8 protein-coding genes are annotated in these 15020 nt (G+C 68.1%); 3 read left to right on the top strand and 5 right to left on the bottom strand.

The features are described from left to right. Positions 1-8 precede the first annotated feature (8 nt). On the bottom strand, positions 9-2540 hold the full coding sequence (locus tag HUT10_RS14725; RefSeq protein WP_176171731.1) for a protein kinase: 2532 nt from the start codon (positions 2538-2540) through the stop codon (positions 9-11). Further along, the gene (locus HUT10_RS14720; RefSeq protein WP_176171730.1) at positions 2537-4399 is read right to left on the bottom strand and encodes a hypothetical protein; all 1863 of its coding nucleotides are present in this window, start codon (positions 4397-4399) and stop codon (positions 2537-2539) included. Before HUT10_RS14720 ends, HUT10_RS14725 begins: the two co-directional genes overlap by 4 nt. 230 nt (positions 4400-4629) lie before the next feature. On the opposite strand from HUT10_RS14720, the gene HUT10_RS14715 reads away from it, so the two are divergent. The 3 genes from HUT10_RS14715 to HUT10_RS14705 are packed head-to-tail and all read left to right on the top strand — an operon-like array spanning position 4630 to position 11369. Continuing rightward, positions 4630-8583 carry a CHAT domain-containing protein gene (locus HUT10_RS14715; RefSeq protein WP_176171729.1) on the top strand — a complete coding sequence of 1318 codons (3954 nt, stop codon included), beginning with the start codon at positions 4630-4632 and terminating at the stop codon, positions 8581-8583. A 12-nt stretch (positions 8584-8595) separates the two neighbouring features. Beyond that, on the top strand, positions 8596-10281 hold the full coding sequence (locus HUT10_RS14710) for a CHAT domain-containing protein (RefSeq protein WP_176171728.1): 1686 nt from the start codon (positions 8596-8598) through the stop codon (positions 10279-10281). Beyond that, positions 10278-11369 (top strand): hypothetical protein, encoded by a 1092-nt coding sequence (locus tag HUT10_RS14705; protein WP_176171727.1) that lies wholly within the window; start codon positions 10278-10280, stop codon positions 11367-11369. Before HUT10_RS14710 ends, HUT10_RS14705 begins: the two co-directional genes overlap by 4 nt. Positions 11370-11482: 113 nt before the next feature. Here the strand turns inward: HUT10_RS14705 and fxsT are convergent, their stop codons facing one another. The 3 genes from fxsT to HUT10_RS14690 all read right to left on the bottom strand — a co-directional run bounded on the left by fxsT (position 11483) and on the right by HUT10_RS14690 (position 14982). Continuing rightward, positions 11483-13294: an FxSxx-COOH system tetratricopeptide repeat protein gene (gene fxsT / locus HUT10_RS14700; protein ID WP_176171726.1), complete on the bottom strand. Its 1812-nt coding sequence runs from the start codon at positions 13292-13294 to the stop codon at positions 11483-11485. Further along, a complete protein-coding gene (locus HUT10_RS14695; RefSeq protein WP_176171725.1) occupies positions 13294-13830 on the bottom strand; it encodes a toll/interleukin-1 receptor domain-containing protein in 537 nt (178 codons plus the stop codon). The genes fxsT and HUT10_RS14695 overlap by 1 nt, the downstream gene beginning before the upstream one ends. A 153-nt stretch (positions 13831-13983) precedes the next feature. Beyond that, entirely contained in the window at positions 13984-14982 is a 999-nt protein-coding gene (locus HUT10_RS14690; protein ID WP_176171724.1) for a TIGR03842 family LLM class F420-dependent oxidoreductase, read from the bottom strand. Between the last annotated feature and the right edge of the window lie 38 nt (positions 14983-15020).

Here is a 15020-nt window from a genome sequence, read left to right as displayed (position 1 = left end):
CTCCAGGTTCAGACGGAAAGCCAGGTGGACACCGGTGACGGCAGCCAGAGCGGGAGCTGCCACCCACCGATCAGGTGCCCGAAACGAAGGACGAACAAAGCGAGGACGAAGAAAACGACCGCCCGGCGCACGGACGTGCCCAGCCTTCCGGTACCGGGCGCCGCGCCGCGCCGTGGCAGGGCGACGACCCGGTTGACCAGGACCGCCCCTACCAGGCCGACTACCACGAGGGTCGCAGTCGTGCTGTGCTGGTCCTCGATCAGCGAGCTGTTGAGCGAAGACAAGGCGCCCTCGGCCCCGGCTCGCCACTCGATTGGAAAACCCACCAGTTCAGGGTGTCCCGCGATCGTCGCCAACACAGCGAAGACACCTGATCCCACGGCGACGAAACATGCTCGTGTCCCGGAAACGTACGGGAACCGCGGCCGGAAAACCGCGCAAGCCAGCAGCGCGGACACCGGGAACAGGAGCCGAAGCTGGAGTTCGGTGATCAGCCGGGCGACGGCGGTTGGGCCGGCGACGGCCGGTGCGTTCAGTGCGGTCATCTGTACGCCGACGAAGATCGTCGCACACATCACCAGCAGGGACATCAGCCAGAGCAGGAACTGGCGGCCGAGCGGCCTCACTCGGGTCAAGGCTGCGCGCCGGGCGTTGCGCCGCTCTTCGGTCCTTTGGCTGCGAACTCTCGCCGCATGCTGTTCCTGTGCCGCGCGGACGCGTGCCGCGCTCGCCCTCGCCCCCTCAGAGGTCGCCACGGCGAGGACAAGAGCGACGAGCGAGCCGGGTGCACTGTCGCCATGATCTTCGTGGCGTAGGCGTTGCCACCAAACGGTTTCCGTCGCGATCCGGTTGGCGCCCACCCGGCGTCTCAGCTCATCGGCGAATTTTCGATCGACGAGCACACGGACCAGGGCAGCTCGTGTCGATGTCAGGTCACCCGGCAGTGCGTTCGCGGATTCGCGTTCGCCGCGGAGAGCCGCGACCCGGCGATCGAGCAGAAGCCGGGCGTTGTCGATCTCCGCGGCGGCCGAGTTCAGCACGGCGCAGCCGGCTCCGGCCGCGGCACACCGCTGGTGGATGGTGCAGTGGTGCCTGCCGAAGACGCGGAGGTGGGTGCTGTCGAGCCGGGCCAGCAGATCGGCTGCCGCCCCGCTGTCCGCGGCGGCCGCCGCCAAGCGGACGACGCCGGGAGCATCCATGGCCCAACCCTCGAACGCCGGCCTCAACTCCGGGGCGATCCACGAAATGAACCGCAACGCGCGCAGGCCGGCGTCCGCCTGGTTTGCCGGGTCCGCGCGGAAGAGGTCCTTCGGCAGGTCGACGTCGGCGAAGTTGTCTTCGAGCCAGTCGGCCAAGGCGAGCCGTTCCGTCCGACGGGCGAACACCTGCGCCGCCGGAACCCAGTTTTCGCTCAGTGCGAAGGCGACTTCGCCCGGGGATCGGCAGGCTTTGCCTGCGATTTCGATCGGCGGCGCGGCCTGCCGCCGATTCGTCTCCGTGAACCGGTCGGTATGAACGTCCGGTGATTTGCCGTCAAGCCACAACCGGATCTGTTCGGCTCCCCAGCGGTAGTCGGGCACGAAGGTGAGCAGGCCCGAACACAGCATCCGCCACCGCGGATCAGCGATCGCGGTGAGGTCCACGCCGTGCTGGGTCAGGTGCTCGAAGAGGGCCCGGTCGTCGTCCAGCCGCTCGTTCATGATGCCGGCGTTCGGATTCCGTCCGATCAGCACCTCGGCGATCACCACGCCGAGCGACCACCAGTCCTGTGCGGCGTCACGGCTCTTCGCCCACCAGGTCTCGGGGGCCTGGTATTCGGCTGTTCCCGCGCGACGGGTTGACAGTCGGGTGGCTCTGATTTCGGCGACCAGACCGAAGTCGCACAACACGAGGTCGAGTGGCTCTCTGGTCCGGACGAGAACGTTCTCCGGCTTGACGTCCCGGTGGGCCAGCCCGTCCGCCGAGCCGTGGCGGACGGCGGTGTGCAGATGGTCGAGTGCGTCGGTCAGCTCGACGAGGATCTCCCGGATCCGGGATTCGGGCAGCTTCGGCCCTTCGCGCCGGATGAGGTCGCGCAGCGAGCCGTCCGGTATGTACTCGAGTACTTCCCAGCTCACCGAGGTGCCGTAGCGGTTGGTGTATTCACCCCAGTCCGTGATCTTTACCAGATGACGTTCGTCGGCGCCCTGAAGAGCGGTGAGCAGCTGGGGATCGGGGCGGAAGGCGGTGGTGTACACCTTCACGACGTGCAAAGAGCCCAACTCCCGGTGGCGGACTTTGAGGACCAGGTGAGCTTCGCCGCCGACACCGATGTTGCCGTCGTCCAGGGGCTCGTACCGTTCGAACACCGGCGCAGGCAGTCCACCGGTGTCCGTCGCCGGGACGTCCGTGCCGCCCTGCTCGTCCCTGTGGGTCGGGCGGGGCCCGGAAGGCGCGGGCTCGTCGCGCCGGGTGGACCGCCGTTCTGCGGAACCCGGTACGTCACGCCGGGTGGCCGGACGTTCCGGATCGTCCCTCCGCGTCGGCTTCGCCTCGGTCATGCGGCCCCCGCCCGGCCGTCAGTCAGCTCGGTGGCGGCCGCCTCTGCCGCGCGCACCCGCTCTCGGGCCTGCTCGAACCGGGCACGCAGCTTGGCGGGCACATCGGCGCCCAATAGGTCCCGGTCCCGTTCGAGGGCCAGTGACAGGAGAATTCCCCGTCCGGCTTCGGCGCCGACGGCGGCCTCGATGATCCTGTCGTCGGCGACCAGCGCCCGCATCACCCGCCCGACAATCCCGCCTGCGCCGCGGCGTACTGCGAGTTCCGCATAACCGCGGTCGAGCTGGGCGCTCGCCAAGCGGTGAAGTTGTCTGAGCAGCAACGCGTGTGCGTCGGCCGCGTCCCGGGTGGACCCGTACTCCCAGGACCATCGGGCCCAGAGCAGAGCGGTGTCGTACCCCCAGACGACACTGGAACTGTTTTCCTCGGCGGCCGCCCGGGTCGTTTCGGCAGCGGCGAGCAGGTGCTCGGTCAGACCGGACAACGCGGCCCGGTGCTGGCGCACCAGGGCCAGTCGCGCGGCCGCCACCGGCCGCAGTTCCGGGGCAGCCGGCCGGACGCGGAGCTTGAGCAGCAGATCCTCGGCCTCGTCGATACAGGCCGGGTCGCCTTCGGTACTGCCCTGGGCGAGGAGTGCGTCCGCGAGCGAGAGGGACAGGGCCAGGCTCAGCCGGTCCGTTGCCTCGAACGAGGCCGCGGCCAGTCGCAGGTGCCGGACGCCTTCCCGCAGGTCGAGCGCGTTGCCGAGGCCCAGGCCGTAGCGGTCGAGCAGGCATTGCCCGATGATCGCCGAAGTCTGCCCGGCAAGGTCGATCGTGGCGGCCCGGCCGGCCTCCTTGGCGAGCCGGAGAGCTTCGTCGAGATCCTCCCGCCCGGACAACCCGGCGAGCTGGAGGGTCCGGAACCGGACCGCGTGCAGCTGGGCGAGCGGTACCATGACCACCTCGGCGAGCTGCTCTTCGGCGATCCGCGACGCCAGCTGCTCGCGCAGCGACCCGATCTGCTCGTCGATGATCCGGAGGTCGCCGGCGGTCCCGTACTCCGATGCACTTCGCAACGTGTCCGAGGCGGCGTTCATGTGCTCGAACTGCAGACGAACGGGAAGAAATTCCGAAGTTCTTCCGGAACTCGTGATCGCAGGCCCGCGAGGCTCTTCGGGCAATTCGCCACCAAGTATTATGCCGACCTGATCGAATATCCTTGGCGTCTCGGGAAAAAGTTCACACAAAGCCGCAGGGTCAAGTGTGTCCATGATTTTTCGGGCGCGCTCAGCGTCCTGTGGATCTGCCGACCAGTGTTTTTTGTATCGTGCGGTCAGGCCGATCAACAGGGCGAACCGGATGACTTCCGCGGCCAGACCCTTGGCGCGGGAGACCCGGCTTGCGGCCGTGTCCAGAACGGCGACGGCCTCGTCGAGCATTGCCGATTCACCGGTGGCGTATGACTCGGAGAGCAGAGCCATCCCGAGCTGCATCAGCGTTACCCCGTCCGCTTGCGAGGGCTGTGCCGAGCCCCCCAGCAGTTCTCGCAGGAGATCGATTGCTGTCCGGATGTCCTCCGGGCGGCGGCGTGCGATCAGCGATACGGCTAATAACCGCTGCGCAAAGATGTGCAGCTGGTGCCGGGCTGGAGTGGTGTCGATCGCGGTGGCGAGCAGGTCGAGGTTTTCGTCGAGGTCGGCCAATCGGCCGGTGTGCTGGTAGCGGATGAGGACGAGGCCTGCCAGTTTCACCAGTGCCGTCGCCCGCCGGGCGCGCCGGGCGCCGGCCTCGTCCACTTTCTCCCGCGCCACCTGGATCAGCCGGTCGACATCGTGGGGTGGCACGAGCTTCGACGCAATCTGAAAAGAGCTGAGTGGCATGCTCGGACCTCGTGAAGATTCTTCTGTCGTGTGCGGAAACGTCGGTTGGACTGTCGACGAAGCACTGTCGTGCATCTGTGGTCGATCGGGCAAGGTCTTACTCGTCAGTAGTATAAAACTGTCATCGAGTTGACTTCCCGGCCGTCGATCGGAGTGGCAATTGATGGACAATAAATGGGCGTGATCGGCTGTTGCGCGACATTCTGCCGGTGGTTTGGCAGACTTGTGCCGTGCACGGACAGGAACTCCCGGAGATGATCCGCCGAGCCGACGAAGCCCGTGCCGAATACCTGCGCACGGGCGACCTGGCGGCCGCTGACCTCGCCGTCCGGCTGTGGGACGCCGTGGTCGGCCTCGATCCGGCCGTCGACCACCGCGACGAGCTCGGCGGTGCTCTGCTTGATCGTTACGAGGCGGGATCGGACAAGGACGACCTGTTGCGCGCGCGGGCCGTTCACAGTGAGGTTGTCCGCCGGGACCGCGATCCGGTCTTTCTGAACAACCTGGGCAACTGCCTGTGTGCCTGCCACCGCGATCTCCGGCTGCCGGGGGCTCTCGGCGAGGCAGTAGAGGTGCTCGAAGAAGCCGTGCGGCGGATGCCCGACGACGATCCGGCGTTCCTGGTGTGCCAGGACAATCTGGCACAGGCATTGGCCGAGCGGTACGCTGTTTTGGGCGCTTGTGACGACCTGGGTCGCGCGCTGGACCTTCATGAGAACGTGGTCGCGATGGCCGCCCCCGAGGTCGCCGAGTTCGCGATGTTCCACAACAGCCTTGGCAACTGCGCTCTCGAGTGGTTCACGTTGTCCGGGGAGGTCGTACACCTGTTCAGGGCGATTGCTGCTTACACGACCTCGGTGGAGCACTCCGATGACGGTGACCCCCAGCTGCCGATGCGGCTCGCGAACCTCGCCTCCGCACTCCACACCGGATACGAATACGGTGACGACCACGGGCCAGCTGATATCGACAAGATCGTCGGGCTGGCCGGGCGAGCGGTCGAGCTGAGCCCGGAGGGCGCTGCGGACCTGCCCCGGCAAATGCGGGTGCTCGCCGACGCAGTATGGACGCGTTTCGAGGAAACGGCGGACACCGCGGACATGGACCGCGCCATCCGGCTCTACCGGGAGGCGGCCGGCTCGTCGTCCGGTACCACCGCGGCCGTGTGCGACCACAACTTCGCGCTGGCCTGCTTGAGCCGCTACGAACGTCAGCGGCGTCCTGGGGATCTGGACGAGGCGGTTGAGGGGGCGGAACGTGCGCTCGCCCGGCTGCCGGACGAAGCGCCGATGTGTGCCCAGTTCTACGACACTCTCGCGTCGGTTCTGCTGGCAGTTCATCAGGCCGATGGCGGGATCGATGTCCTGCAACGCGCTGTGGCCGCTGCGGAAGAGTCCGTTCGCCGGACACCGGCCGACCACCCGGCACGGCTGTCGCGGCTCCGGCACCACGGGGCTGTTCTGGCGCACCGGTGGTACGCCCTCGGCGACAGCGCCGATCTGGATCGCGCGGGAGAAGTGCTGGAGACGGCAGGAGGGCTCCGGCCCGGTGCCGGTACGCCGGACTCCGCCGCGGCGGCGAACGACCAGGGCGTCGTCCTCCGCGATCGGTACAACCGTTCGGGCGACCCAGCTGACCTCGAAGAGTCGGTGAACCGGCTCCGGCTGGCCGTGCGTACCGGTAAGAGCGCCCAGTTGCCGTTGTACCTGGAAAACCTGGGTGAGGCGCTCGCCCTGCGCTCCCGGCTGACCGGTAACGCGGCCGATCTCGAAGAAGGGCTGGCCGCGTACGAGCGGTCGATCGCCCTCCGGCCGGCCACCGGCCCGGCAGGTGTCGAGTACCTGGCTGGGCGTGCGGGCCTGCTGGTCGACAAGTTCGACCGCACAGGGGATCTGGCCGACCTCGACGAAGCTTTGGCCGGCTATCAGCGTGCGCTGGCCGAGGTGCCCGTGAACGCCCCGGGTCGGGCAGGACTGCTCAACGACCGGGGGAACGCGCTGCGAGTGCGTTTCGAACACACCGGTGCCGACGCGGACCTGGCCGAGGCCACAGCCTGCTTCCGGCGCGCGATCGAACTGGCGCGGCCGTCGGCGCCGGGCCGGGCGATCTACCTGGACAACCTGGCGAACTGTCTGGTCGAACAGTTTCAGAGTAATCACGACCCGGTGCTTCTCGACGTTGCTGAGGAATCGTTCAACGCCGCCCTGGCCTTGACGCCCGGGTCCGCCGCGGAGCACACGCGGATACTGGCCAACCTGGCCGGAGCGCGGCTCCAGCGATGGGCGGTGTTCGGTGACGTACGAGAGCTCGAAGCGGCCACGAGCCTGTGGCGTGATGTGGCGGCCCGCGCCGGGACTGCTCAGCCCGGTCGTGTCCGATGGCTGAACAACCTCGCTGCGGCGGTGGCGATCCGGGCTGACCTCGACGGTGATTCCGCTCAAGCACGGGAAGTGGCCGATTTGTACCGCGAAGCCTGCGTGCTCGGTTTGGAGACCGACCCCCACTGGGCTCTGAAGGCCGCACGCAACTGGGGTCAGTGGGCCATGAGACGCGAAGACTGGACCGGCGCTGCCGAAGCGCACGGCTTGGGGCGTTCGGCGGTCCGGCAGCTCTTCACCGCACAGAACGACCGCGCGCACAAGGAAATCTGGCTACGGCAGGCACCTGGTCTCGCAGCCGACAGTGCACTGACCGGCGTGCGGCTCGGTGCGGCCGAGGATGCCCTGCTGGCCGTGGAGGAGAGCAGAGCACGAGTACTGACCGAGGTGCTGGCACAGGACGTGGCGGATCCGGCTGGTCTGGCATCCGCGGGCCACGAAGACCTGGCCGCACGTTTTCAGGCAGCCGTGGAACGCCGGACTGCGCTCGCGCGACGGCGGCGAGATCGCCGGGAGGACCGGATGGCAGCAATCAACCCCTTCGACGAGATCCGTGCGGCACGACGGGAGTTCGACGGCGTCGTCGAAGAGATCCGCGCTTTGCCTGGCTACAGGGGGTTCCAGGCAGAGCCTACGTTCGATGATGTCAAGGCCGCGGCGGCGGATCGCCCGCTGTGTTACTTGACAGCGGCCGATGCTGATGGGGTCGCCCTGATCGTCGCCGAGGGTGAAGTGATGCCGATCGTCCTGCCAGGGCTTACGGTGGAGACCGTTTCCGAGGTCGTGTTCGAGCACCTGGAAGGAGCACGCGCGTTCAGCAGAGCGGCGCGGGCGGCCGACGACGAAGCCGCGGAGCCCTGGGTGTCCCGACTGAACGAAGCCCTCCGCCGGCTGTGGGACATCGCGATGGCGCCGGTGTTCGATGCGGTCGATGTACCCGACGGCATCACGCTGGTCGCCGGGGGCCTGCTCGGTCTGCTTCCGCTGCACGCCGCGTGGTATGCGGACGAGTCCGCCATCACCGGTCGCCGTCACGCGATCGATCTGGCTGCCATCAGTTACGTTCCGAACGCGCGCTCGCTGACCGTCGCCCGTCAGCGTGCGCTGCGGATCGAGACGGACCGGCTGCTCGCCGTGGCCGATCCACAGCCCGTCCCCGAGGGAATGTCCTCCCTCGAGTCGGCTTGGCCGGAGGCCCTCGCGGTGGCGGCGCTGGCCCCCGGCGAACCGGTGGTCCTCGCCGCCGGAGAGGCGACGGCCGCCCGCGTGTGCGACGAACTGCCCTCCGCGACTGTGCTGCATTTCGCCTGTCATGGTGTTGCCGATCTGCTCTCCCCGGCCGACAGCCATCTGGTGCTCGCGGGTGGAACCCGGTTGAGCTTGCGAAATCTGCTCAACCTGAAGATCGACGCCCGGCTGGCGGTGCTGTCCGCGTGCGAGACCGCGCTGCCTGGCACGGAACTGCCGGACGAGGTGCTGGGACTGCCGACCGGCCTGCTTCAGGCAGGGGCGGCCGGCGTGGTGGCGTCCGGCTGGGCGGCGCACGACCTGACGACGGCGATGACGATTACCGATTTCACCCGGCGCTGGCGGGCCGGTGCCACACCGGCCGAGGCCTTGCGCCAAGCTCAGCGGTGGATCCGCGACAGCACCAACGAAGAGAAAAGCAGTGCTCTGCAGAGCATGGCCGGATTGCCTGCCGGGGTGCTCGAACACTTCGAAGACGAGCTCTCCCTGCGGGGGCGGGAGGACCGGGACGAAGCCGGGATCCATCGCTGGGCCGCCTTCCAGCACATCGGCGTCTGAGACGGGAGTCGAGTGGAAGAGGACGAGTGGCGCGATTGGGCGGCCGTGGTCGCCCCGCACCTCAGCTCCCTGCTGGGCGTGGACGCGGCGGAGAGGGTCGGCCGGGAACTCACACTGGCGCTGGCTCTGCCGCTTGGTCCGGCGAAGGCCGAGCTTCGCCGGATTCTGACCGGTCACGCAGAAGTGCGGGCGTGGATTCGGCGCCAGCGAGAACTGCGCCGCGGAGGTTACCGGTCTGTGGCGTCTACGGAGACGGTCGCTCAGCGCCACCTGGCTGTCGACTTCCCCGACCAAGCGTCACTCGGCGCGAAGATTCCGCTCATGGTGCAGGTCGTGCGGTTTCCAGGTGACGAGCGCTCGGCGCCGCTCAAGCCGTTCGTGCTCGACGGACCAGCGACGCTGAACATCAGCGTTTCCGCGGGGCCGGGCCTGGTCGGCCTCGGGGACCTGGATCAGGACCTCGTGGTCCCCGTGGCGGCCGACTCCGACCAGCTGAGATTCGCCTTCACCCTCATCGCCCCGGGGTTGCACCGTGTCACCGTGCGAGCTTTCCTGGCCGGAACCTGCCTCGGAGAGTTCCGGGCGGAGGTCTCGGTGGCGGAGGGGGCTCCGAGCCGACACCCGGGAATCCGCACCGCGGAGTTGCGGCAGATCGTGCGCGAACCAGGGGAAGTGACCATGGAGGTGTCGGCCTGCGCCGGCGGCTACGCCTTCCGCCTGGTCTGCCAGACACCCTATGAGCGGGTGTATTCGCCTCGGCGCGGTCCCGATGTGGCGGTGGTGGTCGACCAAGTGGCCGCCGAGATCCGGAACCTCGTGGGCAACCGGCCTGTCTTCGACGATCCGGTCCTGGTCAAACGGCGGCTGGTCCACCTCGGCGCAGGGCTGTGGAACGACGTGGTACCGCCGATGATCCAGAAGCAGTTCTGGGCTCAATTGCCGGCCATCAGGTCTTTCTCGGTCATCAGCGAACTGGACACCAGCCCGTGGGAGCTCTTCTACTCCGCTGAGGCCGACTCGGGCAAGTTCCTGGTCGAGCGCTTTCCGGTGGTCCGGAGGGTGTCCGGGCAGGACCACCACCCACGGCAGCTGCGGTTGTCCAACGCGGGGTTCGTCATCCCGCCAAAGTCACCTCCTGAAGCCGAGGACGAGGTGGCTGCGATCCGCGGGAAGATCGGTCCGGTGGTGGCCGACCGCGGCGTGATAGCCGACTGCCGTCGTCTCGGCGACCTCATCGACGAAGGTGGGTTCGACCTGTTGCATTTCGCGTGTCACAACACCTTCCGGGCCGACACCGGCTCGGCGATCCAGCTGGACGGCGGCCCGTTCCGGCCGTCCGATCTCGATCTGGCGGTGCAGCGGAGGACCTTCGAAGATGTCGGCCCGATCGTTTTCGTCAACGCGTGCCGCAGCGCCGGTGAAGTGGCGACGCTGACCGGCACGAGTGGCTGGGCGACGCGGTTCATGCGGTCCGGCGCCGCTGCTTTCGTCGGTTCGTCATGGGCCGTGCGGTCGGAGTCGGCGATGAAGTTCGCGGAAGCCTTCTACGAAGCCTTGCTCGCCGGTAAGCAGTCGTTGGGAGAAGCGTCCATGACGGCACGGACCGCAGTCATTGCGGACGGCTCCGATCCGACCTGGCTCTCGTACACGATCTACGGCAACCCCGCCGCCGCCGTGGAAGTGGTGGACACGTTGTGATCGAGGCTGTCTTCGTCCTGCACGGTGCAGGGAACCGGGGACGGGAGACGGCGTTCGGTCACCTCGTCGCCGGTCTGGCCGAGGCGACCGGTCTGCCGATGAAGCCCGTGTACTGGGGTGACCTCGGCGCCGTGGAAGCCGACGTGCAATCCGTCATCCCGACGTTCCGCGACCGCGCCGGCTTCCGCGGCGAAACTCCGCCCGCGGACGGGACTCGGGGTGGTGCCCTGGCCGAGCGGGCGATCGACCAGGTCGTCGAGGGAATGCAGGCCCGGCTGGGTGATGCGGCCGACCCCGGCACAGTGCGGGCGGTCGTCGCGCAGATCGAGGCGTTCTGGCCGGAAGCCCTTGCCTTGCCGGAGATATCCGATCCGGTCGTGCTGGCCGAAGTCGGCGCGACGCTTGCCGAGATCCTCTTGGACTTCTCGGACGAAGCCGGGCTGCGCGAATTCAACCCCGCGATCTTCCGTCGCTGGCTGACCCGCTGCGATCGGATGGTCGGCGCCACTCGTACGGCTGTCCTCGGCGGGGTCAACGAGTCGCTGCGCAGCCGGCTGGTTCCTGGAGCGGCGCGGTTCGTCGGTGACGTACTGGTCTACCAACGCCACCGCGAAACGATCCAGCAGCGGGTGCGCAACGAGATCCGGGCCGCTGGTGTCGGTACCGAACGGACCCCGGTCCGGGTGCTCGCACACAGCCTGGGCGGCGTCATCGCGATGGATCTGGCCACGGACGACGATCCGCTCTGGATCCGTGACCTAGTCACGTTCGGCAGTCAATGGCCGCTGTTCCACCTGGTCGACCCCCGAGGCGGGCAGCTGGCGCCGCACGAGGGCCACGCTCCGGCGGTGCTGCCGCCGTCGCTCGGTGCTTGGACCAACGCTTGGGAACCTCTGGACCCGCTCGCATTCGTCGCGGCCACCCGCTACGTGCTGCACGACGGTCGGCGACCGCGAGACGCGATGGTGCCGCATCTGGAGCGGTGGGGCGTGTGGACTCATTCTTCATACTGGCATTCCCGTGCCTTCGCCGGCTTGGTGAGATCAGTGCTCGGACCAGGAGAGGACGATGGGAAAGAAGAACGATGAGCAGCCCGGCGCCCCGGGGGATCGGCGGATGACCGAAACCGGGGCGGTGCAGGTTTCCGACGGCGAACGGTGGATTCCGGATCCCGAGTTCCCCGGCGACGGCGAAGCCACGCTCATCCGCGACGACGGCTGACTTCCAGGCGCTGCAGGCGTACGTGGACGTCCTGGGCGAGCCGCTCTGCCTCGGTGAACTCGCCGAGGGCACGAAGGATCTGAACAAGGCTGTTGGCGCACCTGAGGGTTTCGATGTGGTCGTCGCCGAACACGCTCTTCAGCCGCGGCAGGGTCTCCTCGTCAAGCCGGCGAGCCGCATGGTGTTCACCCGCCCGGTGGAGGTCGACGGCCAGCGCACGGGCTGAGCGCATGGTGTCCGGATGACTGTCGCCCAGCACGCGCCGAAACCGGCGGTGGGTGTCCCGGTCGAGGTCGAGCGCCCGGTCGATCGCTCCCGTCGCTCGCCACTGGACGGCCAGGTTGTGCGCCGAACGCAGTGTGTCGGGGTGGTCGGCGCCCAGCGTCTCCCGACGGCGACGCAGGACGTCTTCGTGGGTCTCCGTATCGCTGCTGCGGGAGAGGACCCACGAGTCGGCTGCGACGTCGTGAGCTGCTGCCAGCGTCAGTTCGTGGTTCGGCCCCAACGTTTCGGCGCGGAAGGCCAAAACCTCTTCGTCCAGTTCCAGGGCCTGTTCGTACCGGCCGAGTTCGAAGTGCGCCCGGGCCAGGTGACTTGTCGCGGAGACCACGATCTCGTGCCCCGCGCCGAACGTGTCCGTCCAGCGCTCTCGTGCGCGGGAAATGAGATCACGGGCCGTCTGTGCGTCCCCCAGCACGACAAGGTAGTGCGAAGCGTCCAGGAGCAGCCGGCAACTCTCGGGCGCGCTGGCACGATCGAACTCGAGGGCAACCATGTGTGGCAGGAGTGCCGAGTAGCGTTCCCAGGACTCCGCCGAGCGGGGATCTCCGGGATGGTCCGACGTGATCACGAGACGAGCGGTCTGCTGGGCCACCGAGGCTTCTTCGGCGGTCGTCGTGTCGCGGAGAAACGCCTGGAACAGTGCGTGGGGTAGAAGGCCGCCCGGGCGAACTTCGACGAGACCGGACTTGGCGATGGCTCGCACGGCAGACTCGAGTTCGAGGGGATCCGCGGCCATAGATCGCAGAGGTTCGGCGAGCTGAGGAGCAGCCTTCTCGAATGACCGAGTCGGCACCGGAGCGGTGGCAAAGAAGGCGCACATCCGGGCCAGCTGCCCGGCGGCCGGGTGGTCTCGCCGGAGCGCGTCCAGGGATACCGACCACACTGCAGCGAGGGATCCCGGGTAGCCGTTTGCGATGCCGAGGTCGAGGATTTCGGAAGCGCGCGTGGTGAGCAGAGCCCGGTAGTGCTCGACCTGCAGTGTGGACCCGCGCAGGAAAGCCGTGGCCTGAGCCACGGCGAGCGGAAGATCGCCCAAGGCGCGGGCGAGTTCGTCGAGTTCGTCCGGCCGGGCGTCGATCCGTTCGCCCAGCAAGGATTTCGACTGCGCTCTGGTGAAGCCCGAAACGCGAAGGACGGCAGCCGGAGGCGTCCACGCGCTGTCCCGAGACGTGATCAGGACCCGGCCCGGGCGAGCCGCGAGGATCGGCGAGACGATGGCAGGATCGTCCGCTCCGTCGAGAACGAGGAGCCAAGGGCCTCGGGCGTTGAGGGTTTCGAAGAGCTCCTCGACGCTCGTGGTCGGATCGCCGAGTGTGGATCGGGCGAATTCACGCAACTGTTCGGTGATCAGTGAAGGGTGTGCGGCGGCAATCCACCGGCTCGTGTGGTGGTGCGCCCGCCGAAGGGCTGCGTGTTCCCTGGCCAGGTGGGTCTTACCGGTTCCCGGCCCGCCGTGAAGCACGGCCACCGCGTGCGGGCCCGTCAGCAGGGTGTCGTCGAGCTTTGCCATCAGTTCTTTGCGGTGGATGGAGCCCGTGGTGTGCACCCGGGCGACGAGGGGGGAGGTGTGGGCCCCTGATCGGCGAAGTCCGGCCGTGACCCGATGTGGTGTACGAGTCCGGCAAGATCCGCTCTGAGCCGGCGGTGGTCGAGCCGGACGCTCTGGCGTCGGGCCAAATCACGTATGCTCGGAGGCAGTTCCGCGGCCTTGAGCCGGTCACGGCCGTCGAGCAGAACGGGAATTACTTCCTTCCCGTCCCGCAGGGCCAGCGCGATCTCCCGGCGAACCCAGTCGTGGCGCAGCCAGAGGCGTCGTCTTCCCCTCTCGTCACGCGCATCGAGCCAGCTGCGCCCGATCACGACCAGAACCACGTCGCTGCGGCTGAGGGTGCCGAGGATCTGCCGCTCCCATTCCTGTCCTGCCCGCAGTGAGTCCGTCGACCGGAAAACCCGGGATTCGCCGAGGTGCGCTGCAAGTTCGAGGTAGAGCAATCCGGCAGCGTAGTTGTCGTCACCGTTGCGGAAATTCACGAAGATTGCGGTCACCTGGTGCGCTCCTCCCTGCGCGACACCTTACTCGCGGAACCAGAGCTCTCGAGGCAACGTCGTGACGCCGTGTTTCCGGAGGGGACGTGCGACCGATCGTCGTACCCCGGATCTGGTGGCGCGAACCACCGGATCCGGGGTGAGCGAGGCCTCCTACGCGGTGAGCTTCGGGATGATCTGCGACCCGTAGGACGCCAGCGTGGCCTCGCGGTCGTCGTGCATCAGGTACAGCGAAAACTGGTCCACACCCAGCTCCGCCAGCTCCTGCAACCGCGATACGTGGGCGGAAGCCGGCCCCAGGAGGCAGAAGCGGTCGACGATCTCGTCCGGGACGAACTCCGTCGACGGGTTGCCCGCCTTGCCGTGGTGGCTGTAGTCGTAGCCCTCCCGCTCGCGGATGTAGTCCGTCAGCTCCCGCGGGACCGCGCCCGACGAGCCGTACTGGGCGACCAGGTCCGCGACGTGGTTGCCGACCATTCCGCCGAACCAGCGCAGCTGTTCACGCTGGTGCGGCAGGTCGTCGCCGACGTACGCCGGGGCTGCGACGCAGATCGTGATGCCGCCCGGGTCGCGGCCGGCCGCTCGGGCCGCGTCGCGGACCGCGCCGATCGTCCAGCGGGCGATCGCCGGGTCCGCGCACTGGAGGATGAAGCCGTCGGCGTGCTCGCCGACCGTCTGCAGCGCCTTCGGCCCGTACCCGGCCATCCACATCTCGAGCTGGCCGTTGGAGATCCACGGGATCTGCACGGTCTTCTCGTTCATGGTCACCGCGCGGCCTTCGGCGAGGTCCTTGACCACGCGCATGCAGTCGCGCACGGTGGCCAAAGTGGACGGTGGTTTGCCGACCACCCGGTGCGCGGAGTCGCCGCGGCCGATGCCGCAGACCGTCCGGTTGCCGTACATGTCGTTGAGCGTGGCGAACGTCGACGCCATCACCGACCAGTCCCGGGTGCCGGGGCTGGTCACCATCGGCCCGACGACGAGCGACGACGTCGCCGCGAGGATCGCCGAGTAGATGACGAACGGTTCCTGCCACAGCACGCAGGAGTCGAACGTCCAGCCGTAGCGGAACCCGGCGGCCTCGGCGTCCTTCATCAGCCGCACGACGTCCCGCGCGGGCGGATCCGTCTGCAGCACGATCCCGAAGTCCATCCGCCTTCCTCCCCTCCACCACCCTCAACGGAGTGGCT

It is taken from the genome of Amycolatopsis sp. Hca4, assembly GCF_013364075.1.
Lineage (GTDB): Bacteria > Actinomycetota > Actinomycetes > Mycobacteriales > Pseudonocardiaceae > Amycolatopsis.
This window is presented reverse-complemented; position numbering and strand designations above follow the sequence as displayed.

Excerpts from the sequence above, each read along its gene's own strand:
- HUT10_RS14720 (WP_176171730.1), bottom strand. The coding sequence starts at position 4,399 with ATGCCACTCAGCTCTTTTCAGATTGCGTCGAAGCTCGTGCCACCCCAC.
- HUT10_RS14725 (WP_176171731.1), bottom strand. The coding sequence starts at position 2,540 with ATGACCGAGGCGAAGCCGACGCGGAGGGACGATCCGGAACGTCCGGCC.
- HUT10_RS14690 (WP_176171724.1), bottom strand. The coding sequence starts at position 14,982 with ATGGACTTCGGGATCGTGCTGCAGACGGATCCGCCCGCGCGGGACGTC.
- fxsT (WP_176171726.1), bottom strand. The coding sequence starts at position 13,294 with ATGGCAAAGCTCGACGACACCCTGCTGACGGGCCCGCACGCGGTGGCC.